Origin of the sequence: Marinobacter xestospongiae (genome assembly GCF_023156385.1) — a bacterium.
Classification (GTDB): Bacteria; Pseudomonadota; Gammaproteobacteria; order Pseudomonadales; family Oleiphilaceae; genus Marinobacter; species Marinobacter xestospongiae.
Window position 1 is genome coordinate 158,994 of the sequence record NZ_JAKZAK010000002.1, and the last position, 17,530, is coordinate 176,523.

The 17,530-nt window shown below is 62.2% G+C and carries 16 protein-coding genes; 8 read left to right on the plus strand and 8 right to left on the minus strand.

From position 1 onward, the window contains the following. Positions 1 to 4: 4 nt before the first annotated feature. Positions 5 to 670 (plus strand): AbiTii domain-containing protein, encoded by a 666-nt coding sequence (locus MLD24_RS02565; RefSeq protein ID WP_248163565.1) that lies wholly within the window; start codon positions 5 to 7, stop codon positions 668 to 670. 12 nt (positions 671 to 682) lie between these two features. Here MLD24_RS02565 and MLD24_RS02570 read toward each other — a convergent pair whose 3' ends face one another. Then, complete coding sequence (locus MLD24_RS02570; RefSeq protein WP_248163567.1) at positions 683 to 1,576, minus strand: LysR family transcriptional regulator; 894 nt, start codon at positions 1,574 to 1,576, stop codon at positions 683 to 685. A 104-nt stretch (positions 1,577 to 1,680) separates the two neighbouring features. Here MLD24_RS02570 and MLD24_RS02575 point away from each other — a divergent pair, with 104 nt between their 5' ends. After that, on the plus strand, positions 1,681 to 1,899 hold the full coding sequence (locus MLD24_RS02575) for a DUF2798 domain-containing protein (RefSeq protein ID WP_227175129.1): 219 nt from the start codon (positions 1,681 to 1,683) through the stop codon (positions 1,897 to 1,899). 68 nt (positions 1,900 to 1,967) lie between these two features. Here the strand turns inward: MLD24_RS02575 and trpB are convergent, their stop codons facing one another. Further along, positions 1,968 to 3,170, minus strand: a complete 1,203-nt coding sequence (gene trpB / locus MLD24_RS02580) for a tryptophan synthase subunit beta (protein ID WP_248163569.1) — start codon at positions 3,168 to 3,170, stop codon at positions 1,968 to 1,970. A 246-nt stretch (positions 3,171 to 3,416) separates the two neighbouring features. On the opposite strand from trpB, the gene MLD24_RS02585 reads away from it, so the two are divergent. Next, positions 3,417 to 5,243, plus strand: a complete 1,827-nt coding sequence (locus tag MLD24_RS02585) for a 5'-nucleotidase C-terminal domain-containing protein (RefSeq protein ID WP_248163571.1) — start codon at positions 3,417 to 3,419, stop codon at positions 5,241 to 5,243. A gap of 72 nt (positions 5,244 to 5,315) precedes the next feature. Here MLD24_RS02585 and MLD24_RS21515 read toward each other — a convergent pair whose 3' ends face one another. Further along, complete coding sequence (locus MLD24_RS21515) at positions 5,316 to 7,256, minus strand: methyl-accepting chemotaxis protein (RefSeq protein ID WP_282450395.1); 1,941 nt, start codon at positions 7,254 to 7,256, stop codon at positions 5,316 to 5,318. 429 nt (positions 7,257 to 7,685) lie between these two features. Between MLD24_RS21515 and rsgA the strand changes: the two genes are divergently transcribed. Next, positions 7,686 to 8,729 (plus strand): ribosome small subunit-dependent GTPase A, encoded by a 1,044-nt coding sequence (gene rsgA / locus MLD24_RS02605; protein WP_248163573.1) that lies wholly within the window; start codon positions 7,686 to 7,688, stop codon positions 8,727 to 8,729. Between the two features lie 98 nt (positions 8,730 to 8,827). Here rsgA and MLD24_RS02610 read toward each other — a convergent pair whose 3' ends face one another. Further along, the gene (locus tag MLD24_RS02610; RefSeq protein ID WP_227175124.1) at positions 8,828 to 9,298 is read right to left on the minus strand and encodes an Lrp/AsnC family transcriptional regulator; all 471 of its coding nucleotides are present in this window, start codon (positions 9,296 to 9,298) and stop codon (positions 8,828 to 8,830) included. Positions 9,299 to 9,486: 188 nt separating this feature from the next. On the opposite strand from MLD24_RS02610, the gene MLD24_RS02615 reads away from it, so the two are divergent. Both MLD24_RS02615 and MLD24_RS02620 read left to right on the plus strand, forming a co-directional pair. After that, a complete protein-coding gene (locus MLD24_RS02615; protein ID WP_248163575.1) occupies positions 9,487 to 10,440 on the plus strand; it encodes a hypothetical protein in 954 nt (317 codons plus the stop codon). 153 nt (positions 10,441 to 10,593) lie between these two features. After that, the gene (locus tag MLD24_RS02620) at positions 10,594 to 11,955 is read left to right on the plus strand and encodes an MBL fold metallo-hydrolase RNA specificity domain-containing protein (protein WP_248163577.1); all 1,362 of its coding nucleotides are present in this window, start codon (positions 10,594 to 10,596) and stop codon (positions 11,953 to 11,955) included. A gap of 59 nt (positions 11,956 to 12,014) precedes the next feature. Here MLD24_RS02620 and MLD24_RS02625 read toward each other — a convergent pair whose 3' ends face one another. Beyond that, on the minus strand, positions 12,015 to 12,407 hold the full coding sequence (locus tag MLD24_RS02625) for a MerR family transcriptional regulator (protein ID WP_248163579.1): 393 nt from the start codon (positions 12,405 to 12,407) through the stop codon (positions 12,015 to 12,017). A 105-nt stretch (positions 12,408 to 12,512) separates the two neighbouring features. Between MLD24_RS02625 and MLD24_RS02630 the strand changes: the two genes are divergently transcribed. After that, positions 12,513 to 13,559, plus strand: a complete 1,047-nt coding sequence (locus MLD24_RS02630; protein WP_248163581.1) for an SDR family oxidoreductase — start codon at positions 12,513 to 12,515, stop codon at positions 13,557 to 13,559. Positions 13,560 to 13,717: 158 nt separating this feature from the next. After that, positions 13,718 to 14,206, plus strand: a complete 489-nt coding sequence (locus MLD24_RS02635) for a DUF2244 domain-containing protein (protein ID WP_248163583.1) — start codon at positions 13,718 to 13,720, stop codon at positions 14,204 to 14,206. On the opposite strand, the gene MLD24_RS02640 is transcribed toward MLD24_RS02635, so the two are convergent. The 3 genes from MLD24_RS02640 to MLD24_RS02650 all read right to left on the minus strand — a co-directional run bounded on the left by MLD24_RS02640 (position 14,200) and on the right by MLD24_RS02650 (position 17,471). Then, complete coding sequence (locus MLD24_RS02640; protein WP_248163586.1) at positions 14,200 to 15,126, minus strand: DMT family transporter; 927 nt, start codon at positions 15,124 to 15,126, stop codon at positions 14,200 to 14,202. The two genes, MLD24_RS02635 and MLD24_RS02640, sit on opposite strands and share 7 nt — an antisense overlap. Next, the gene (locus MLD24_RS02645) at positions 15,119 to 15,661 is read right to left on the minus strand and encodes a cytochrome b (RefSeq protein ID WP_248163588.1); all 543 of its coding nucleotides are present in this window, start codon (positions 15,659 to 15,661) and stop codon (positions 15,119 to 15,121) included. The genes MLD24_RS02640 and MLD24_RS02645 overlap by 8 nt, the downstream gene beginning before the upstream one ends. Positions 15,662 to 15,776: 115 nt before the next feature. Continuing rightward, a complete protein-coding gene (locus MLD24_RS02650; RefSeq protein ID WP_248163591.1) occupies positions 15,777 to 17,471 on the minus strand; it encodes an L-lactate permease in 1,695 nt (564 codons plus the stop codon). Between the last annotated feature and the right edge of the window lie 59 nt (positions 17,472 to 17,530).

The following is a 17,530-nucleotide window of genomic DNA, read 5'->3' on the forward strand; positions in this document are numbered from 1 at the left end:
CGATATGTCAACATCCGCCAACCATCTCCACCAGCGTCTGCAGGACGAAGCCGAAGCCATCACCCGGCTCATGCCCACCGCCATCACCCTCGCCACCATGGTCCGCCACCGCGCCATGGCCGCCTGGTTGCGCACCGAGTTCGAGGGCTACGGCGATCCCGCCAGCATCCCCACCTATCGGGCCGCCCTGCCCGGCCACCTGGTGGCGAACTCGCCCCAGTACGGCTGGATTCCCGCACCCATCGATGACGACCAGAAGACCCGGCACAACCATCTGGATGTCGGCGACAGCATCAAGGAACTGGAACGGGTGTGCCTGAACTGCAAGAAAGGCAACGGCCATCGGGTCACCTTCGACGACGACACCCTGAGAACGCTGCAGAAACAGGTGAACCTGACCGCCACCCTGGCCCTGACCATCAATCGGGATACCTACTGCCGGGTAATACGGGTTGTGCGAGGCGCGCTCTACCTGTGGTGCCAGGCGCTGCTGGATCACGGCCTGACCGGTGAGCACAACGCCTACACCTCAAAGGAACGCCAGCAGGTCGCCCATCTGGACACCCCGGAGGCGTTCTGGCGCAAGGCGGTCAAGCTGGACGGTGAACTGCCGGTACCGGACGTGCGGGAGGTCGGTTTCCTGCAACGGGTGTTCGGGCGCACCGGCTGAGCCGGCAGGCGGTCAGAAAGGTGTAAACCAGGGCTGTTGTGCCAGGTAGGTCTCAAGCGCCTCAATGAACGCCCGCGCCCTGACGGACATGGCCCGGCGATACGGCCACACCAACTGAAAATGGCGGTGCTGCCCCTGCCATGCCGGCAATATCCTGACCAGCTCGCCACTGCGAAGCTCTGCCTCAACGCCGCTGAGGGGCAACAGCGCCACGGCTTCGCCGGCCTTCAGCAGTTGCCGGGCCAGGGCAATGTCGTTGGATACGTGGGTATGCGCCTTGTTGAGAACAACCTGCTCACCCTCATCGCTGATCAGTTCCCAGCGGCTCAGCACATGGGTGGCCACCGAGGGCCAGCTGTTCAGGGCCTCCGGTCGAATCGGCAGTGATACCCGCTCAGCCAGTGCCGGCGCGGCCACCAGGACTGTGCCGGTATGCCCCAGCCGTTTCTGGATCAGGCTGGAGTCCGGCAGTTCACCGATACGGATGGCCAGATCGGCCTGCGCCTGCTTCAGATCAACGTAGCTGTTGCTCAGCTCCACGGTAAGCTCAATTTGCGGGTAGCGGGCGAGAAAATCCTGCCAGAAGGTGTCCATCGGCCCCACCGCCAGGTTGGTGGGTGCCAGCACCCGCAATGGCCCCTGCAGGCTGTTGAGGGTGTCGTTAAGGCTTTCCAGACGCTGATCCAGGGAATGCACGAACTCAGCGCACTCGTTGAAATAGGCTTCGCCCTCCTGAGTCAGGGTCAGCCCCCGTGGTGAGCGATGCAGCAGCCGACATCCCAGGTGGCCTTCCAGTGCGCTGAGACGCCGGGACACCGTGGCCACGGTGGTCTCCAGGCGCTGGGCCGCCGCCGTCAGGCTGCCGGACTCGGCGGTTACAATAAACAGCTTCAGTTCATCCAGCATGCTTGCAATATCGCAAATTAAGATTGGATTTATCAATCTACTTACAATAATGACGTCCTGCTAGTCTGGGAAACCCCTGATCAAGCAACCGGAGACCCGAGTCTATGTCCGCCAAATACCGCTTTTTCTTTTCCTTGCTGATGTCGCTGGTGCTGTCCGGCCTGATGACCGCCTGGGTCACCTGGATCAACCTGGGGCTTGTGGAAGGTTTCGTTGTGAAGTGGGCGACCGCGTTTGTCACCGCCTGGCCGGCGGCGGCTCTGATTTCGTTTGCGTTCGGGCCACGGATTCATCAGCTGACCCACTGGCTGACCAATCGCTGAGGTCACCCGACAGCCATTGCGGCAAGGCTCCTGCCAGTGCCGCAATGGCTGCTACCGATACGCTGGCGTCAAAGACCCAGTTTGTCGGCGACGTAATCGGCGTCCTTGTCACCCCGTCCGGAAAGGTTCACCAGGATCGTCTGCTCCGGTGACAGCGCCGGCGCCTCCCGAATCGCCCAAGCCACCGCGTGGGCACTTTCCAGAGCAGGAATGATGCCTTCCACCCGGGACAGGGTCATGAACGCATCCAGGCACTCCTGGTCACTGACCGACTGATAATCCACCCGGCCCAGGTCCTTCAGGTAGCTGTGCTGGGGACCAACGCCCGGATAGTCCAGCCCCGACGCAATCGAATGTACCGGCAGCGGATTGCCCTCGGCATCCTCCAGCACGTAACAGGCCATGCCGTGGATTTCTCCGGGTTTCCCCAGGGTCAGAGTAGCGGCGTGGCGGTCGGTATCGAGGCCGTCGCCGGCCGGCTCAACACCCACCAGCTGCACCTCATTGTCGTCCAGAAACGCCGTAAACATGCCAATGGCGTTGGAGCCCCCTCCGACACAGGCCACCACACGATCCGGCAGCCGCCCCTCACGTTCCAGGAACTGGGCCCGGGCTTCACGGCCAATCACCGACTGGAAGTCCCGCACCATGCCCGGGAAGGGATGCGGCCCCACCACCGAACCAATGGCATAAATGAAATTCTGCGGGTCCTTGAGGTACTCCTCGAAGGCACTGTCCACCGCATCCTTGAGGGTCGCGGTACCACGGTTCACTGGCACCAGGGTCGCCCCCAGGATTTTCATCCGGGTGACGTTGGGATGCTCCTTCTCGATGTCCACCTGTCCCATGTGGATCTCACAGGGAATGCCAACCAGCGCGCAGGCCGTGGCCAGGGCAACGCCGTGCTGACCGGCTCCGGTCTCGGCAATGACCTTGGTCTTGCCCATGAACTTCGCCAGCAGCGCCTCGCCCAGACAGTGGTTGATCTTGTGGGCGCCGGTGTGATTGAGGTCCTCACGCTTGAGGTAAATACGGGCCCCACCAAGCTTTTCCGACAACCGGCGGGCATAGAACACCGGACTTGGCCGGCCAACGTAATCCGCCAGCAGCATTGCCAGTTCCTGCTGGAAATCGTCCCGCTGGCGAATGTCCTCATAGGCGGCACTGATGTCGTCCATCACCGCTTTCAGTTCCGGCGGTACGAACTGTCCGCCAAAGCGACCAAAGAAACCCTGGGCATCGGGCAGATTGCTGAATGCTGATGAACTCATGACTGCGTTCCTGGCTGTGTTGGATGATTGGTGGGCGGACTGATAGCAAGCGCCCGGTGACCGTTGTGTGACAGCATCATACCCCGCCTCCGGCCAACCCCCAAGCCAGGCGCTCGCCACTAGTGGATGTCACTCAAGACTGTCACCGGACTGCCATGATCCAGTCACATCAGGCCAATAGGCTGACCCCGGAACAAAAACATAACACTTTGTAATTTAAATCATTTCAGTTCCGGAGTAATCAGAATGTCCCAGTTCAAGCGAGTTACTGCCCTGGGCTGTCTCAGCCTCGGCGCCCTGCTCGTCGCCGGTTGCGGCGGCAGCGATAACGACAGTCAAGACAGCAAGGCCATCGACATCACCCTGCTGCACACCAACGATCACCATTCCTACTTCGAGGGCCAGACCTACGACCTGGCACTGGATTACGACGCCAGTCAGCCTGGCGCGGAACCGGTACGGGTGGACCTCGGAGGCTTTCCCCGTATTGCCACTGCCATTGAAGACTATCGCGATGACCACACGCTGGTGCTGAACAGCGGCGAACTGAATGGCACCCTGTACTTCAGCCTGTTCAAGGGGGAAGTGGACTTCAAGGTGTTCAATCGCATCGGACTGGACGCCTACGAACTCGGCAATCATGAGTTCGACGAGGGTGAAGCCCATCTGGCAGAGCTGATGACACTCGCCGACTTCCCCATCATTGGCGGTAATGTTCACCCCACCGCCGACAGTCCTCTGTATGGGTCCAACATCGAGCCCTACGTCATCAAGGAGATTGACGGAGAACTGGTGGGCATCATCGGCGTACTGAAAGTCGAGAAGACCCGGGAGTCGTCCCTGGTCACCGATGCCGTTGCCTTCGACGACGAGATCGAGTCCGTGCGTGCCCACATCAACGAACTGAAGGGCAAGAGCGTCAACAAGATCATTGTGCTGAGTCACCTGGGCTATGAGTTTGATCAGGTTCTGGCGGCCAATGTCCGCGATCTGGACGTGATCATCGGTGGCGACACCCACGATGTGCTCGATGCCACCGGCGAGTTTGAGGGCATGGGCATCGACGTGGATGGCAGTTACCCCACCGTAGTCAACAACCCGGATGGCGAACCGGTCTATATCGCCCAGGCCTGGGAGTACGCCAAGGGCTTGGGCCGGATGAACATCAGCTTTGACGCTGACGGCCGTGTCACTACGGCAACCGGCCATGTGGAACTGCTGGTCGGCGATCGTTTTCAGATCAGGGATGACAACGGCGACTGGGTGGAAGCCAGCAGCGAACAGCAGGCAGGCATCACCAGCGCCATCGACAACCTGACCACCGTGCGACAGGTCGCCGAAGCGGAGGATGTACTGGCCCTGATCGCCCCCTATAAAGCAGAGTTGGAAGCCTACAAACAGGAGTCTCTGGGCACTGTGCTGGCCCCCATGCCGTTCACCCGGATTCCGTCTGACTTTGCCCCCGGTGAACAGCCCAGCGGTAGTTACGCCGCCCAGGTGGTGGCGGAGGCTTTTCTGAGCTACCTGCCCAAGGCGGATGTGGCCATCCAGAACGCCGGTGGCGTGCGGGCAGCTCTGGATGATGGCAATTTCACCGTGGCCGATGCCTATACCATCCTGCCGTTCTCCAACACCGTGGTCACCATCGATATGACCGGGGCACAGATCGTCAAGGTCCTGAACGAGGCCCTCGACTACGCCCAGGGCATTTCCGCCTCCACCGGCGCCTTCCCCTACTCCGCGAATCTTCGCTACGACGTGGTTCTGGGCGCTGAGGCCGGCACCGGCATCCGCAATGTGGAAGTGAAGGACAAGACCTCTGGCACCTGGAGTCCCATCGACGCCACCGCCACCTATTCAGTGGCCACCAACTCCTTCACCGCTCTGGGCAAGGATGGCTATGTCACGTTTGGCGAAGTACGTGCTGCCAATCCGGACACCTTTGAGGATTCCGACGTGGCCTACGCCGTACCGTTGCTGGAGTACTTCCGGGACGAGCTGGCGGACAACACCCTGCCACCGCTGGACCCGGCCAACTACAGCCTGAAGTCGGTCACCACGGCGCAGCCCTGATACAACACCGGAGCCCACTGGCCCCGATTGTAGTGGAGCGGGCGCCGGACATCCGGCGCCCTGCTGACCACGCTAGATCCGGAACTGTCCGGCCGTCTGTTGCAGGGAACGCAGCAACCGACCGATTTCCCGACTGGCGTCATCGGACTGTTCGATTGCCTGTTGGGTGTGGCCGGCCGATTCGCTGATGCCTGCCACACTCTCGCTGACCTGCCGGGCTTCCTGCCCCTCCTGCTTGGCGGTTTCTGCAACTGCCAGAGCGTGCTCCTGCAAACTGGCCAGTTGGCGCTGGATCTGCTCGAAGTGCTCATCCGCGTCCCGGAACCGGTCGGAGGCCGCGCCCACCTGGGACGATGCCTCGCCGATCAGGTTGACGGCCCGCTCACTGCCCTGACGCAGCCGATCAATGATGGCCTGGATCTCGGTGGTGGACTGCTGGGTACGACTGGCCAGGGTCCGGACCTCATCCGCGACCACCGCAAAGCCTCGCCCGGACTCGCCGGCCCTGGCAGCCTCAATCGCGGCATTCAGCGCCAGCAGGTTGGTCTGCTCGGCAATGGCCCCGATGACCGACAGCACCGAGCCAATCTCCTGACTCTGGTCGTTGAGGGCGTTCACCGCTGTGACCGCCTCCCCGACCTCGGCAACCATGCGATCCAACTGCTCACGGACTCCCCGGGACAGCTCAGCCGTAGCCTCACTCTCGCTGTTGACGTCCTGGACGGTACCGGCCATTTGCTGGATATCGTCCGCCACCTGGGCAATGCGATCAGACATGGCCACCATATGATCGGTCACCTGGGCCACCTCCTGCTGCTGGTGGCCTACTGCCGCCACCGCCCGCTGGCTGGCATCCCCCTGTACACCCGCCTGCTGCACCGCCGATTCCGCCGCTTCGCCCACCTGGCCCACCAGGTGCTGGATGCGTTCGATGAACTGGTTGAAACCATCCGCCATACGGGTCAACTCATCGCGACCACCCAACTGCACCCGACGGGTCAGATCTGCTTCCCCGTCGGCGATGTCCCACACCGCCCGGTCCAGGCGCCAGACCTTGGCCAGTACCCCGATACCCAGCACCACCGCCACCACAATCAGAAGCCCGAGACTGGAGAGGATCGCGAACAGCGACAGGTTACTGGTCAGATCGTCAGCCTCCGCCGAAATGGTCGCCAGTGCCTGGACATTCTGCTCACTGGTGGTTTCCTCCACCTGCGCCAACTGTTCCTGCAGCCGGGCGCTTAGACCGCGAGTGGCCTGATCCAGGGTCTGCCCCAGCACCTGGGTGCTGTCGTCAATCGTGGTGGTGAAGCCCGACGCAAACGCCTCCATCTGCTGATTGATTGCCTGCAGCGACAGACCAATGCGCAGTTGACCAATCACCGTACCCTGGGGCTCGATATTGGCGGTGATGATGACCACATCCGGGTCCCGGGACGCGGCATCCAGCACCTTGTTGGCCGCGCCACGACCCTCGCCGGCACGCATCAGCGCCTTCACCCGATCGTCGGTCCGGTCGACATAACGCGTCAGGCGCTCGCCGTACTGATCGAAATAGACGGCGAACAACACCGACTCCTGGGCATCCGCCAGCTCCACCAGATCGGTGAGACGGGGCACATCCCGGTCCCAGATCAGTGGTGCCGCCACTTCGGCCAGCACCTCAGCCAGACCCTCAGCCTTGGAGCGAACCGCCAGACGCAGGGTTTCAGAAATCTGCGCCTGCTGCTGCCTTAGCTGGCGATCAAGCTGCTCCGCCAGCCGCTCACTGGTCTGGTTCCGCATGCCCTGGAGCCGCTGACTAACGTCTTCCCGGGTCTGACCAAATGCCTGATTGACCTGTTCACCGCCCGCCTGCAGTGCCTGTTCCACCTGATCGGTCAGTGCCTCGACCTGACGACTGATCAGCCATTGGCTGACCACAAACTGCACGGCGCCTGCCAGCAGCAGTATCAGCAGCACCGGTCGCAACAGTCGGCTGTTGAACAGCCCTTTGAGAAAATGCGGAGTCATGCGGCCCCCTATCGCCGTTGTCGCCGTTGTCGCCGTTTGGTTGACTCACTTCCCTGAATGCTTACCGCCCTGTCGGGAAATCACGGTTCTGAGAGCCCCGATCAAGGAGCCCCGATTCACTCACTATAGTCAAGGAACCATCAGCCATCGCGCCGATTGCCCGAGGACGGCACTGTGCTATATTGGCCATCCTACCCACTGCCAAGGAGCACGCTTGATGATTGTCACCCACCCCGACCGGGCCATTACTGCCGGCTGAAGCCGCTGTCAGACCCTGTTTTGAAACGATCCACCCGCTGTGGTGCGTTCGCTCCTGCCTGACACCCTGCCTCTCATGCCCTCGCCCGGTCATTTGCCCTGTTAACCGGATCGCTTTGCGATTCTCTTTTTACAAGGCTTTCAAGACGCTGCGGCGTCGGGGGTATCAACGTGACCAATCACATCCAACTGGCCAACCTTGGCTGGCAACCGTTTTTTCAGCAACAACTGTGCCTTTCCGAATGGGAAACAACCGTGCCCGCACGGGTTACGGAACGCCATCGCTCCTGCCTTCAGCTCGCCAGCGGGCAGGAATCCTTTCAGATTCCCATCACCCCCTCTTTACCGGACGTGACGGTGGGAGACTGGCTGCTGCTAGATTCTGACCAGCGGGTACAGCGCCGGCTGGACCGCAAGACCCTGTTCAAACGACGGGCCGCCGGCCCTGAGGCCAGGGAGCAATTGATTGCTGCCAATGTGGATGTCGCACTGGTGGTATGCGCGCTTCAGGGCGACTTCAACCTGAACCGGATCGAACGCTACCTCAGCCTCTGCCATGAGGCCGGAGCAGAGCCGGTGGTGGTGCTGAGTAAAGCGGACCAGTTTCAGCAGTCGGAGGACTTTCGCAGCCAGGTTCAGGGTCTTGACCCTCTGCTCTCGGTGCACTGCCTGGACACCCGGGAACCGGAGCAGGTGCAGGCCTTGCTGCCCTGGTGCGGTGCCGGCACCACCGTGGTCATGCTGGGCTCATCCGGAGCCGGAAAATCCACTCTCACCAACACCCTGATGAACGCGCAGTGCCAGCGCACCGGTTCGGTGCGGGCCGGCGACGCACGGGGCCGTCACACCACCACCCGGCGGTCACTGCTGGAGATGCCCGGCGGCGCACTCGTGCTGGATACCCCAGGCATGCGGGAACTCCAGCTCACCGATTGCGCCCAAGGGGTTGCCAGTACGTTTGAGGACATTGAAGCCCTGGCGGCCCAGTGTCGCTTTCCGGACTGCCAACACCAGCAGGAACCCGGTTGTGCAGTTACCGGCGCCCTGGAGGCGGGTGCGCTGGACGCCCGGCGGCTCGCCAACTACCACAAACTGATCCGGGAACAGGCCCACAACACCGCCACCCTGGCCCAGCGACGGGCCCAGGACCGCCAGCTCAGCCGTAAATATCGGGGCGTGCAACAAGTACGTAATCGGCAGCGCTATGGCGATTAGCGCCCTACCTACGGAGCCTTAGCACAGACTAGCCAAAGGAGAATCAGCCCCGGGCCGGCATCAACGCCAGCCTGGGGCTGAAGGTACAGGCCACGGCCTCATACATCCGGCAGCGACACCCGGGTATCAAATTTATTGCGGCGACGGGAGATCAGGGTGCGGAACTTGCGCATGTTGTCGTCGGCATACAGTACTTCATCACAGAAGCGGTCATAGGCAACCATGTCTGGCACGTCCACGATCAGCACGAAATCCACTTCCCCGGTCACCTGATAACACTGCTTCACTTCCGGCGCGGCCAGCGCCCGCTTGAGGAAGCGCTGGTACAGATCCTTGCGGTCCCGTTCCATGGTGACTTCCACCACCATATGCAGGGCAATGCCCAGCTTCTGGGGTGCCAACAGCGCAACCTGGCGTTCAATCAGGCCCTGTTGGTGCAGCCGCTGCACCCGCTTCAGGCACGCCGAGGGCGACAAACCCACCTGCTCTGCCAGGGCCAGGTTACTGATGCGACTGTCATTCTGCAGCGCATCCAGAATGCGTAAGTCGAGACGATCCGGCTCATTCACCACAGGCAGCTCCCAAAGAAATAATTAATCGTTTGCATCGATTATTTTCAACAATATCGCTTTTTAAGACCGTCTAAAACGCAACAATTTGTTTAACGCTCCATAAACTGGTGACCAGTACCTGAGCGTGGGGGCCAACCCGGCGCCACCACGACAGTTTGAACATTCACCAACGGAAGCCCCGCACCATGCCAAAGACCCTCTTCGTCCACTGTCGCCAACTGCTGCTGGAAGCCTGGCAGGTCTATCTGACACTGCTGAAAATTCTGGTGCCGGCTTTGTTGGTGGTGGAAGGCCTGATCTGGACCGGCGCTGACCAGGTCCTCGCGTGGCTGCTGGCGCCGGTGATGGGCTGGATTGGCCTCCCTGTCGCTGCCGGACTGGTGTGGGCCACCACACTACTCACCAACATCTACGCCGGCATGGTGGTGTTCTTCGCCCTGGCGCCGGAGATGCCGTTGACGACTGCCCAGGTCACCGTTCTCGGCACGCTGATGATCATCGGTCACGCCCTGCCGGTAGAAGGCGCGGTTGCCCGCAAGGCCGGTGCGCCCTGGTGGCTGACCCTGCTGCTGCGAGTGGGCGGTGCCATTTTGCTGGCGTGGCTGCTCCACCTGGTCTACCAAACCGGCAACTGGCTGCAGGACACCAACCAACTGGCCTGGCAACCAGCCCCGACACCGTCCGGCGTGCTGCCCTGGCTGTATCGTCAGGGCACTATGCTCGCCACCATCTTTGCGGTGATTCTGGGCTTGATGGTGGTGCTCCGGTTGTTGCGTCGACTGGGCATCGAACGGCTGTTCCACGCCCTGATCTATCCCCTGTTACGGGCCATCGGACTGGGCCGAAATGCGGCCAACACCACCGTCATCGGCCTGACCCTGGGGCTGAGTTTCGGCGCCGGACTGCTGATCCGAGATGCCCGCTCCGGCCGCCTAAGCCATCGCGACGCGGTACTGACGCTGAGCTTCCTCGGACTGTGCCACAGCCTGATCGAGGACACCCTGCTGATTCTGATGCTGGGAGCGGATCTCTCTGGCATCCTCTGGGCTCGCCTAGCCTTTGCATTGGCAACCATGGCCCTGGTCGCCAGGTTCTATCCCAGGCCAGCTCACACCGAAGCCACGGCAGTGAACGGCTGATTAGGGAGCCCTGATCAACTCCCCTGTTGACGGGTTTTGACCTAAAGTCAGACAGAGCGGCATCCGTGAAAGACGGGGGCTTGCCCAACGTCAAGAAACGACGGCTGCAGCAGCGCCATAATGAGCGCAACAGACTGACCGGAGGTGCAGTACATGGAACTCAGCTTTCTAGGCGGCACCGGGACTGTCACCGGCTCCCGCTACCTGCTCAGTGATGACCGAAACCGGCTGCTGGTGGACTGCGGCATGTACCAGGGGGTTAAGAATCTCAGGCGACGGAACTGGTCACCCTTTCCGGTCGATCCTGCCACCCTCGACGCCGTTGTGCTGACCCATGCCCACATCGACCACAGCGGCTACCTGCCAGCGCTGGTCAAACACGGATTTCGAGGCCGCATTCACTGCACCCGGGCCACCCATGAACTGTGCAAGGTCCTGCTGCCGGACGCCGGCCACCTGCAGGAGGAAGATGCCCGCTTCGCCGCCCGCCGGGGGTTCTCCCGCCATAAGGAGCCCCACCCGCTGTTCACCGAGAAAGAGGCCCTGGCCGCCCTGGAGCACTTCGAGTCACACCCCTACCACAAGGCCTTCGAGCCGGTGAAAGGGTTTGAGGTCAATTTCTCGCCGGCGGGCCACATCCTCGGTTCGGCCTGCGTCCACGTTCGCCATGCCGGCCACGACCGCACCATTGTCTTCAGCGGCGACGTCGGTCGCCAGGACGACATGATCATGCGACCCCCGGAACCACTGCAACGGGCAGACGTGCTGGTGTGTGAATCCACCTACGGTGACCGCCTGCACCCGGACGATGACCCGGCGCAGGTGGTGGAGGAGATCATCAAGCGGACTGCCGAGCGCGGTGGTGTGGTGCTGATCCCGGCATTCGCGGTCGGTCGGGCGCAGATGTTGCTGTACCTGGTGCACTCACTGATGAAGGCGGGACGCATCCCCCGCTTGCCGGTGTACCTCAACAGTCCGATGGCCATTCGCGCCACCCGGATCTTCATGGACCATCACCGGGAACACCGGCTGGACCCGGAGCAGTGCCGCATGATCGATGACGGCACCCATTATGTCCGGACCGTCGAGGAATCCATTGATCTGACCGGCCGCAAGTTCCCGTCAGTGATCATCTCAGCCAGCGGCATGGCCTCCGGTGGCCGGGTGCTGCATCACCTCAAGACACTGCTCCCCGATCCCCGCAATACCATCCTGTTTGCCGGGTTCCAGGCACCCGGAACCCGGGGAGATGCGTTGGTTCACGGTGCAGGCAGGGTCAAGATCCACGGCGAGTACTGGCCGGTCAAGGCTGACGTTCAGAATCTGGACGCACTGTCCGCCCACGCCGACTACCGGGAACTGCTGACCTGGCTGGAGCAGGGTTCTCTGGCACCAGAGGCGGTCTACGTCACCCACGGTGAACCTGTGGCCAGCGATCAAATGCGTCAACACATCGAAGAACGCTTTGGCTGGCCCACCCGGGTGCCGGAGCTGTTCGAAAAGGTACGGATCTGATCTCGACGCTGATCGTTCCCGACGGATTGCAGCGTGAGTTAATTAGAGGTGCCTTTCGGCTACCCCTGCGCGCGGGCACAGCGCCCTTCGGCGAGTTGCCGCGCGGCGCTGGCTTCCAGCCGGGCCTGCTCCCGCGCCAGCAGGTCACTGACCTGACGCAGCTCGGCAATGCGCTGCTCCACCGCCTGGCGCTTTTCCGCCATCAGGACAGCACCCTCGGCGCAGTCGATACGGTCAGCCCGCAGTGCATCCAGTACCTGACGAATCTCCTTCAGGGAGAACCCCAATGACTTGAGCTGGCGCACCATGGCCACCCGGGCAACAGCCTGGTCAGGATAGTCCCGATAGTTGTTCTGCCGCCGCCCCACCTCCTGCAACAGACCGGTCTTCTCGTAATACCTCAGGGTATGGCGGCTCACGCCAGTGCGGCGCTCCAGCTCGGCAATGCGCATGCAGGCTCCTCATTCTTTGCAGCATTTCGTCCTTGACCTTAGAGCATACTCCAGCCTTTAGCCTGCTGGTATCGGTTCCGTCATCAACTCCCAAGGAGACCCATAATGACCATCCTGATTACCGGCGCCACCGGCTTCGTTGGCCGTCACCTGACCGCCCACCTGACCGCCGCCGGACACTCCGTTATTGCGCTGCTAAGACACACCGACCAGCTCCCCACCTTGCGCCGACAGGTCGCGGAGCTGGGGGGACAGGACGCTCTTCTCTCCGCCTTTCAGGGCGATCTCGACCACCCCCAACTTGGCCTCGCGGACGCCTTGCCACCACTGGCAGCGATCGTCCACCTGGGAGCCCGCTTCGGCTGGAAACTGCCGCCGGACGAAGCCCGCCAAACCAACGTTGAAGGCAGCCTCGCGGTGGCCCGGCTGGCCCAGAGTCAGGGCTGCCGCCTGGTGTTCATCAGTGGTTTCATGTTGGCCAATACCCGGCATCTGGCGGAACTCGGGATCAAACCCGAGGCGCCGGACCAGACCATCTGGGACCAGGTCTATCGCCGGGCCGGCGCTTACGAGGCCAGCAAGCTGGAAGGCGCGTTGCGGGTGCGCCAGTTTGCCCGTGACCAGCAGCTGGACTACGTCGAGGTGCAGCCAGCCACTGTGGCAGGTCACAGCCAGACCGGTGCCATCGACCGGACCCAACCCCTCTACAACCTTATCGACAATCTCGCCAGGGGGCGCCTGGCGCGGGTTCCAGGCACCCCGGATCACTGGCTGCCGCTGATTCCGGTCGACCAGCTGGCGCAGATGATCGCCGCCGCAGCCCTCGCTCCCCACCCGCCTGAGCAACTGCTGGCATTGGCGGACGATACCCCAAACCTGCAGAACACCCTGGCGCTGGTGGCAAAGACACTGGGGCGCAAGACGCCAACAGGGCACATTCCCAAAAGATTGCTGAGGCTACTCCTTGCCCTGCCGGGCATGCCACAGCTGATGAACACGTCGCCCGAGGCCCTGAACTTCATCCAGACCACCCGCTTCGATCTGAGCCAGAGCGAACACTTCCTAAAGACTCAAGCACTCCCGAAGCCAAGCACCGCGAACGCGGTGATTGCCAGCGCAAAGTTCTATTCCGAACAGGCCACTTCCGGCTGAGGACGGTAGGGTGACAGCCGCTACCAGATAACAGGGCCCTTCTTTAGGTTAGGCTCGCACACAGATCTTTACGCTCACACACCGGCTGGCGCACACTGACAGGAACGTGATGCGGCTTACCGCAACGGAAGCCGTGCGCTTACCGTGGGGCACTGGCGATGGTTCAGTTCCTGGAATCCAGACAGGGCATCCGGCTACTGTTAACGCCGAACCGCTCCCTCAGTTGGCGGGGGAATGTGATCATCTGGTGCCTGCTTTGCCTGCCGGTTCTGGCGGCAACGCTGGCTCTCACCCTTGCCGGGGCGTGGATGGTGCTGCCGTTCGCCGGACTGGAACTGGGGGCGCTCGCCGCCGGCCTTTACTGCACCTCCCGGGATTGCCACCGCAAGGAAGTGCTGACCATAGATCGTGATCTTGTGCGGTTGGAGAAAGGCCATTCCCACCGACAATGCCAATGGGAGTGGCCAGCCCGCTATACCCGCGTCTGCCAACAGACCAGTCACCGGCTCCTGCCGGCCAATCCCCGACTGTACCTGCAACACCGGAATACCCGCATACTGCTGGCCGGGTTTCTGAACCCGAGCGATGTCGATCGATTGCTGGTGATACTCGCCGGGGCCGGTCTTACCATTGATCGGCGTCAGTGAACGGGCCGCCCCACCCGGGTCGCCAGCACCAGTCCCAGCAGGATCAACCCGCCACCGGCCAGGTGATGCGGCGCCAGTTGCTCGTCCAGGAACACCATCGCCAGCACCGATGTAAAGACCGGCGTCAGGTACATGAAGACCGCCGACCGGGCCGGTCCGACTTCGTGTATGGCATGGTTCCAGAAACTGTAGGCCAGCAATCCGGGGAAGATGGCGAAATAGGCCAGGCTGGTCAGGTTGCCCTGGTTCAGCTCAAAACCACCGGAGTACCACACAAGGTCCACCAGATAGAACGGCAGGATCACCAGGATACCGATGGCAATCTGGACCGTCAGGAACGCCAACGCCCCCATCGGCACACGCTGTCGTCGCAGCAACACCGAGAACAGCCCCCAACTGAACACCGCGAGCACCATCACCAGGTCGCCGGTTTGCAGCTGCAGGGCCATCAGGCGCTGCCACTGGCCCTGGATGACCACCAGCACAATCCCCAGCACCGCCAGCCCGATCCCCAGCGCCTGCAGCGGCCGGGTCCGATCCCCCAGGATCAGCCAGGCAAGCAGAGCCACCATGATGGGGATGGTGGCGTTGATCAGCGCGATATTGGTGGCGGTGGTGGTCTGGGCGGCGACGTACAGAAGGGAGTTGAACGCCCCCACGCTGAAAGCGGATAGCACCAGCAATGAGCCCCAATGCTGACGCACCAGATGACGCTGGCGCCACACCGCCGGTGCGCCAAAGGGCAACAGGATGGCCAGCGCCAGGCACCAGCGCCAGAACGACATCGCCATGGGCGGCATCTGCTCCACCGCCGCACGGGCTACCACCGCGTTACCTGCCCAGAACAGCGGAGTCAGCACCAGGCCCAGATAGGCCAGGTGCCTTGATGACGAGCGGCCAGCAAGCACCGGGTTACTCACCGACCGGTCGGCCCAGCATCCTCGGTAGCACATTGTCCTGCGGTCGGCGACGATGCACCATGGCCAGCACGATGTGGCCCACGATCAGCGCCAGCAGCGCCCAGCCCAGGTTACCGTGCAGCCAGTTGCCCGGTGTCATCAGCCATTCGATCTTGTCCCCCTCGAACCCCGCCATCAGCGGCAGACCGAAGGGCTCAAAACTTCGACCGGAGCCGTATTGGCGCATCAACGCCAGCAATGGCACCAGAACCATCAGCAGGTAGAGCGCCAGATGCCCCAGACGGGCCGGCAGGTTCAGCGATGGCGGCCGACTGGCACGGTTGGCCAGGGCCCAGAACAGGCGCAACACCACCAGCACCATCAGCACCAGACCTAGCGGTTTGTGGCTGCCCCAAAGCAGGTTATCGAGGGCGGAATCCTCAAACAGTACCCGGGCAATCACGGTCAGAAACTGCCACACGAACAGCAACGCCATTCCCCAATGAAAAGCCCGACTCAGGCCGCCGTAACGGTTCTGGGTATCCCTGAACTGCATGTACTTCTCCTCTCATCATCCATTCTGCCGGATCATACCGGCGAGCCGGGAGTGACCGCCAGTGAGAGAAAAGGTTCCATAGCACCCTAACGGACTCCCGGTCAGCGCCACGTCCCTAAAACAGGGGATCGCCCAAGCCAAGCAGGAAAATGGCAACCAGCCCGATCACCCCCGCCGCCGTCAGGTAATAGGCGGTAGGAATCACCGTCATCCGCAAGGTGCGGCCCTCCCGGCCCAGCAGGCCCACGGTCGCCGAGGCGGCCACCACGTTGTGCACGGCGATCATATTACCGGCAGCGGCGCCCACCGCCTGTAGTGCCACCAGCAGCACACTGGATACCCCCAACAGTTCGCCAACACTGTACTGGAACTGGGACAGCATCAGATTGGACACGGTGTTGGAACCAGCAATGAACGCTCCCAATCCCCCCACCAGGGGTGCGAAGGCCGGATACAGCCCCCCCATCAGGTCCGCCACCCCGCGCGCCATGGCAATAGGCATGGAAGGCAGATCCGCCAGGTTCACCCCGGAGTTGATCAGGATACGCACCATGGGGATGGTAAACACCAGTACGAACCCGGCACCAAGCAGGGTGCGTGACGACTCCACCACCGCGGCCCGCATTTCCTTCAGATACATGCGGTGGAAGAAGAAGGTGATCGCAACCACCATCACCATGATCCCACCGGGCAGGTACAGCGGTTGCACCGCGCCGGAAATGCCCTGCTCCCCGAGAATGTTGCTCCAGCCAAAGCTCAGGTAGCTGGTAAACGCCGCCTTTACCTCCGGAATCACCCGTGACGCCACCAGCAGGCCGGCCAGCAGGATGTATGGAGTCCAGGCCTTGACGCCGGACATGTGCTGTTTGCTGGCTACCTGGTCCATGCTGATTTCAAGCTTGCCCATCCACTCGCTGGGCCAGTCTTTGGCTGGCGCGAAGTCCCAGGCTTGGCGCGGCATCAAGAAACCGGCACGGGCCGCCGGTACCACGATGGCCATGCCCACCAGGGCACCGATCATCGACGGAAACTCCGGCCCCAGGAAAACTCCGGCGACGGCGTAGGGCACCACAAACGAGACACCGGCAAACAATGCGAACGGAGCGACTTCCAGTCCCTCTCGCCAGGAGCGGTTACGGCCGAAAAAGCGCGTCAGCATTACACACATCAACAACGGCATCAGAATACCGATCACAGCGTGAATGATCGCCACCTCGGAGGTCACCAGGCGGAAGAACATCTCCCAGTCACCACCATTGGCCGCCATCTGCTGACCGATCAACTGCCGGTCCAGGCCGCCACTGACGCCAACGACAATCGGCGTGCCCACGGCCCCGAAGGAGACCGGCGTCGACTGGATCATCATGCCAATCATCACCGCCCCCAGCGCAGGAAAGCCCAGCGCAACCAGCAGCGGGGCCGCCACCGCGGCCGGCGTGCCAAAGCCGGAGGCGCCCTCAATAAAGCAGCCAAACAGCCACGCCACGATGACCGCCTGAACCCGGCGATCTGGCGTAATACCGGAGAACCCCCGGCGAATGGCCGCAATCGCCCCGGAGTGTTTAAGTGTGTTGAGCAGCAGGATGGCACCAAAAATGATCCACAGGATCGCGGCCGTCAGGATCAGCCCCTGCAGGGTCGAGGCCAGGACCCGGTTGACGGTCATATCCCAGGCCAGCAAGGCAATTGCAGCGGTGGCCAGAAACACCACCGGCATGGCAACACGGGCAGACCAGTTCAGGCCCACCAGCAGAATGCCGGCAAGAATCAGCGGCGCGAACGCCAGCAGGGAAAACAGAGTATCGGACATGTAGAGCTCCGGATGTGGTTATTGTCGTTGTTGCTCCCCCGCAACCTTGCAGGGGGTAT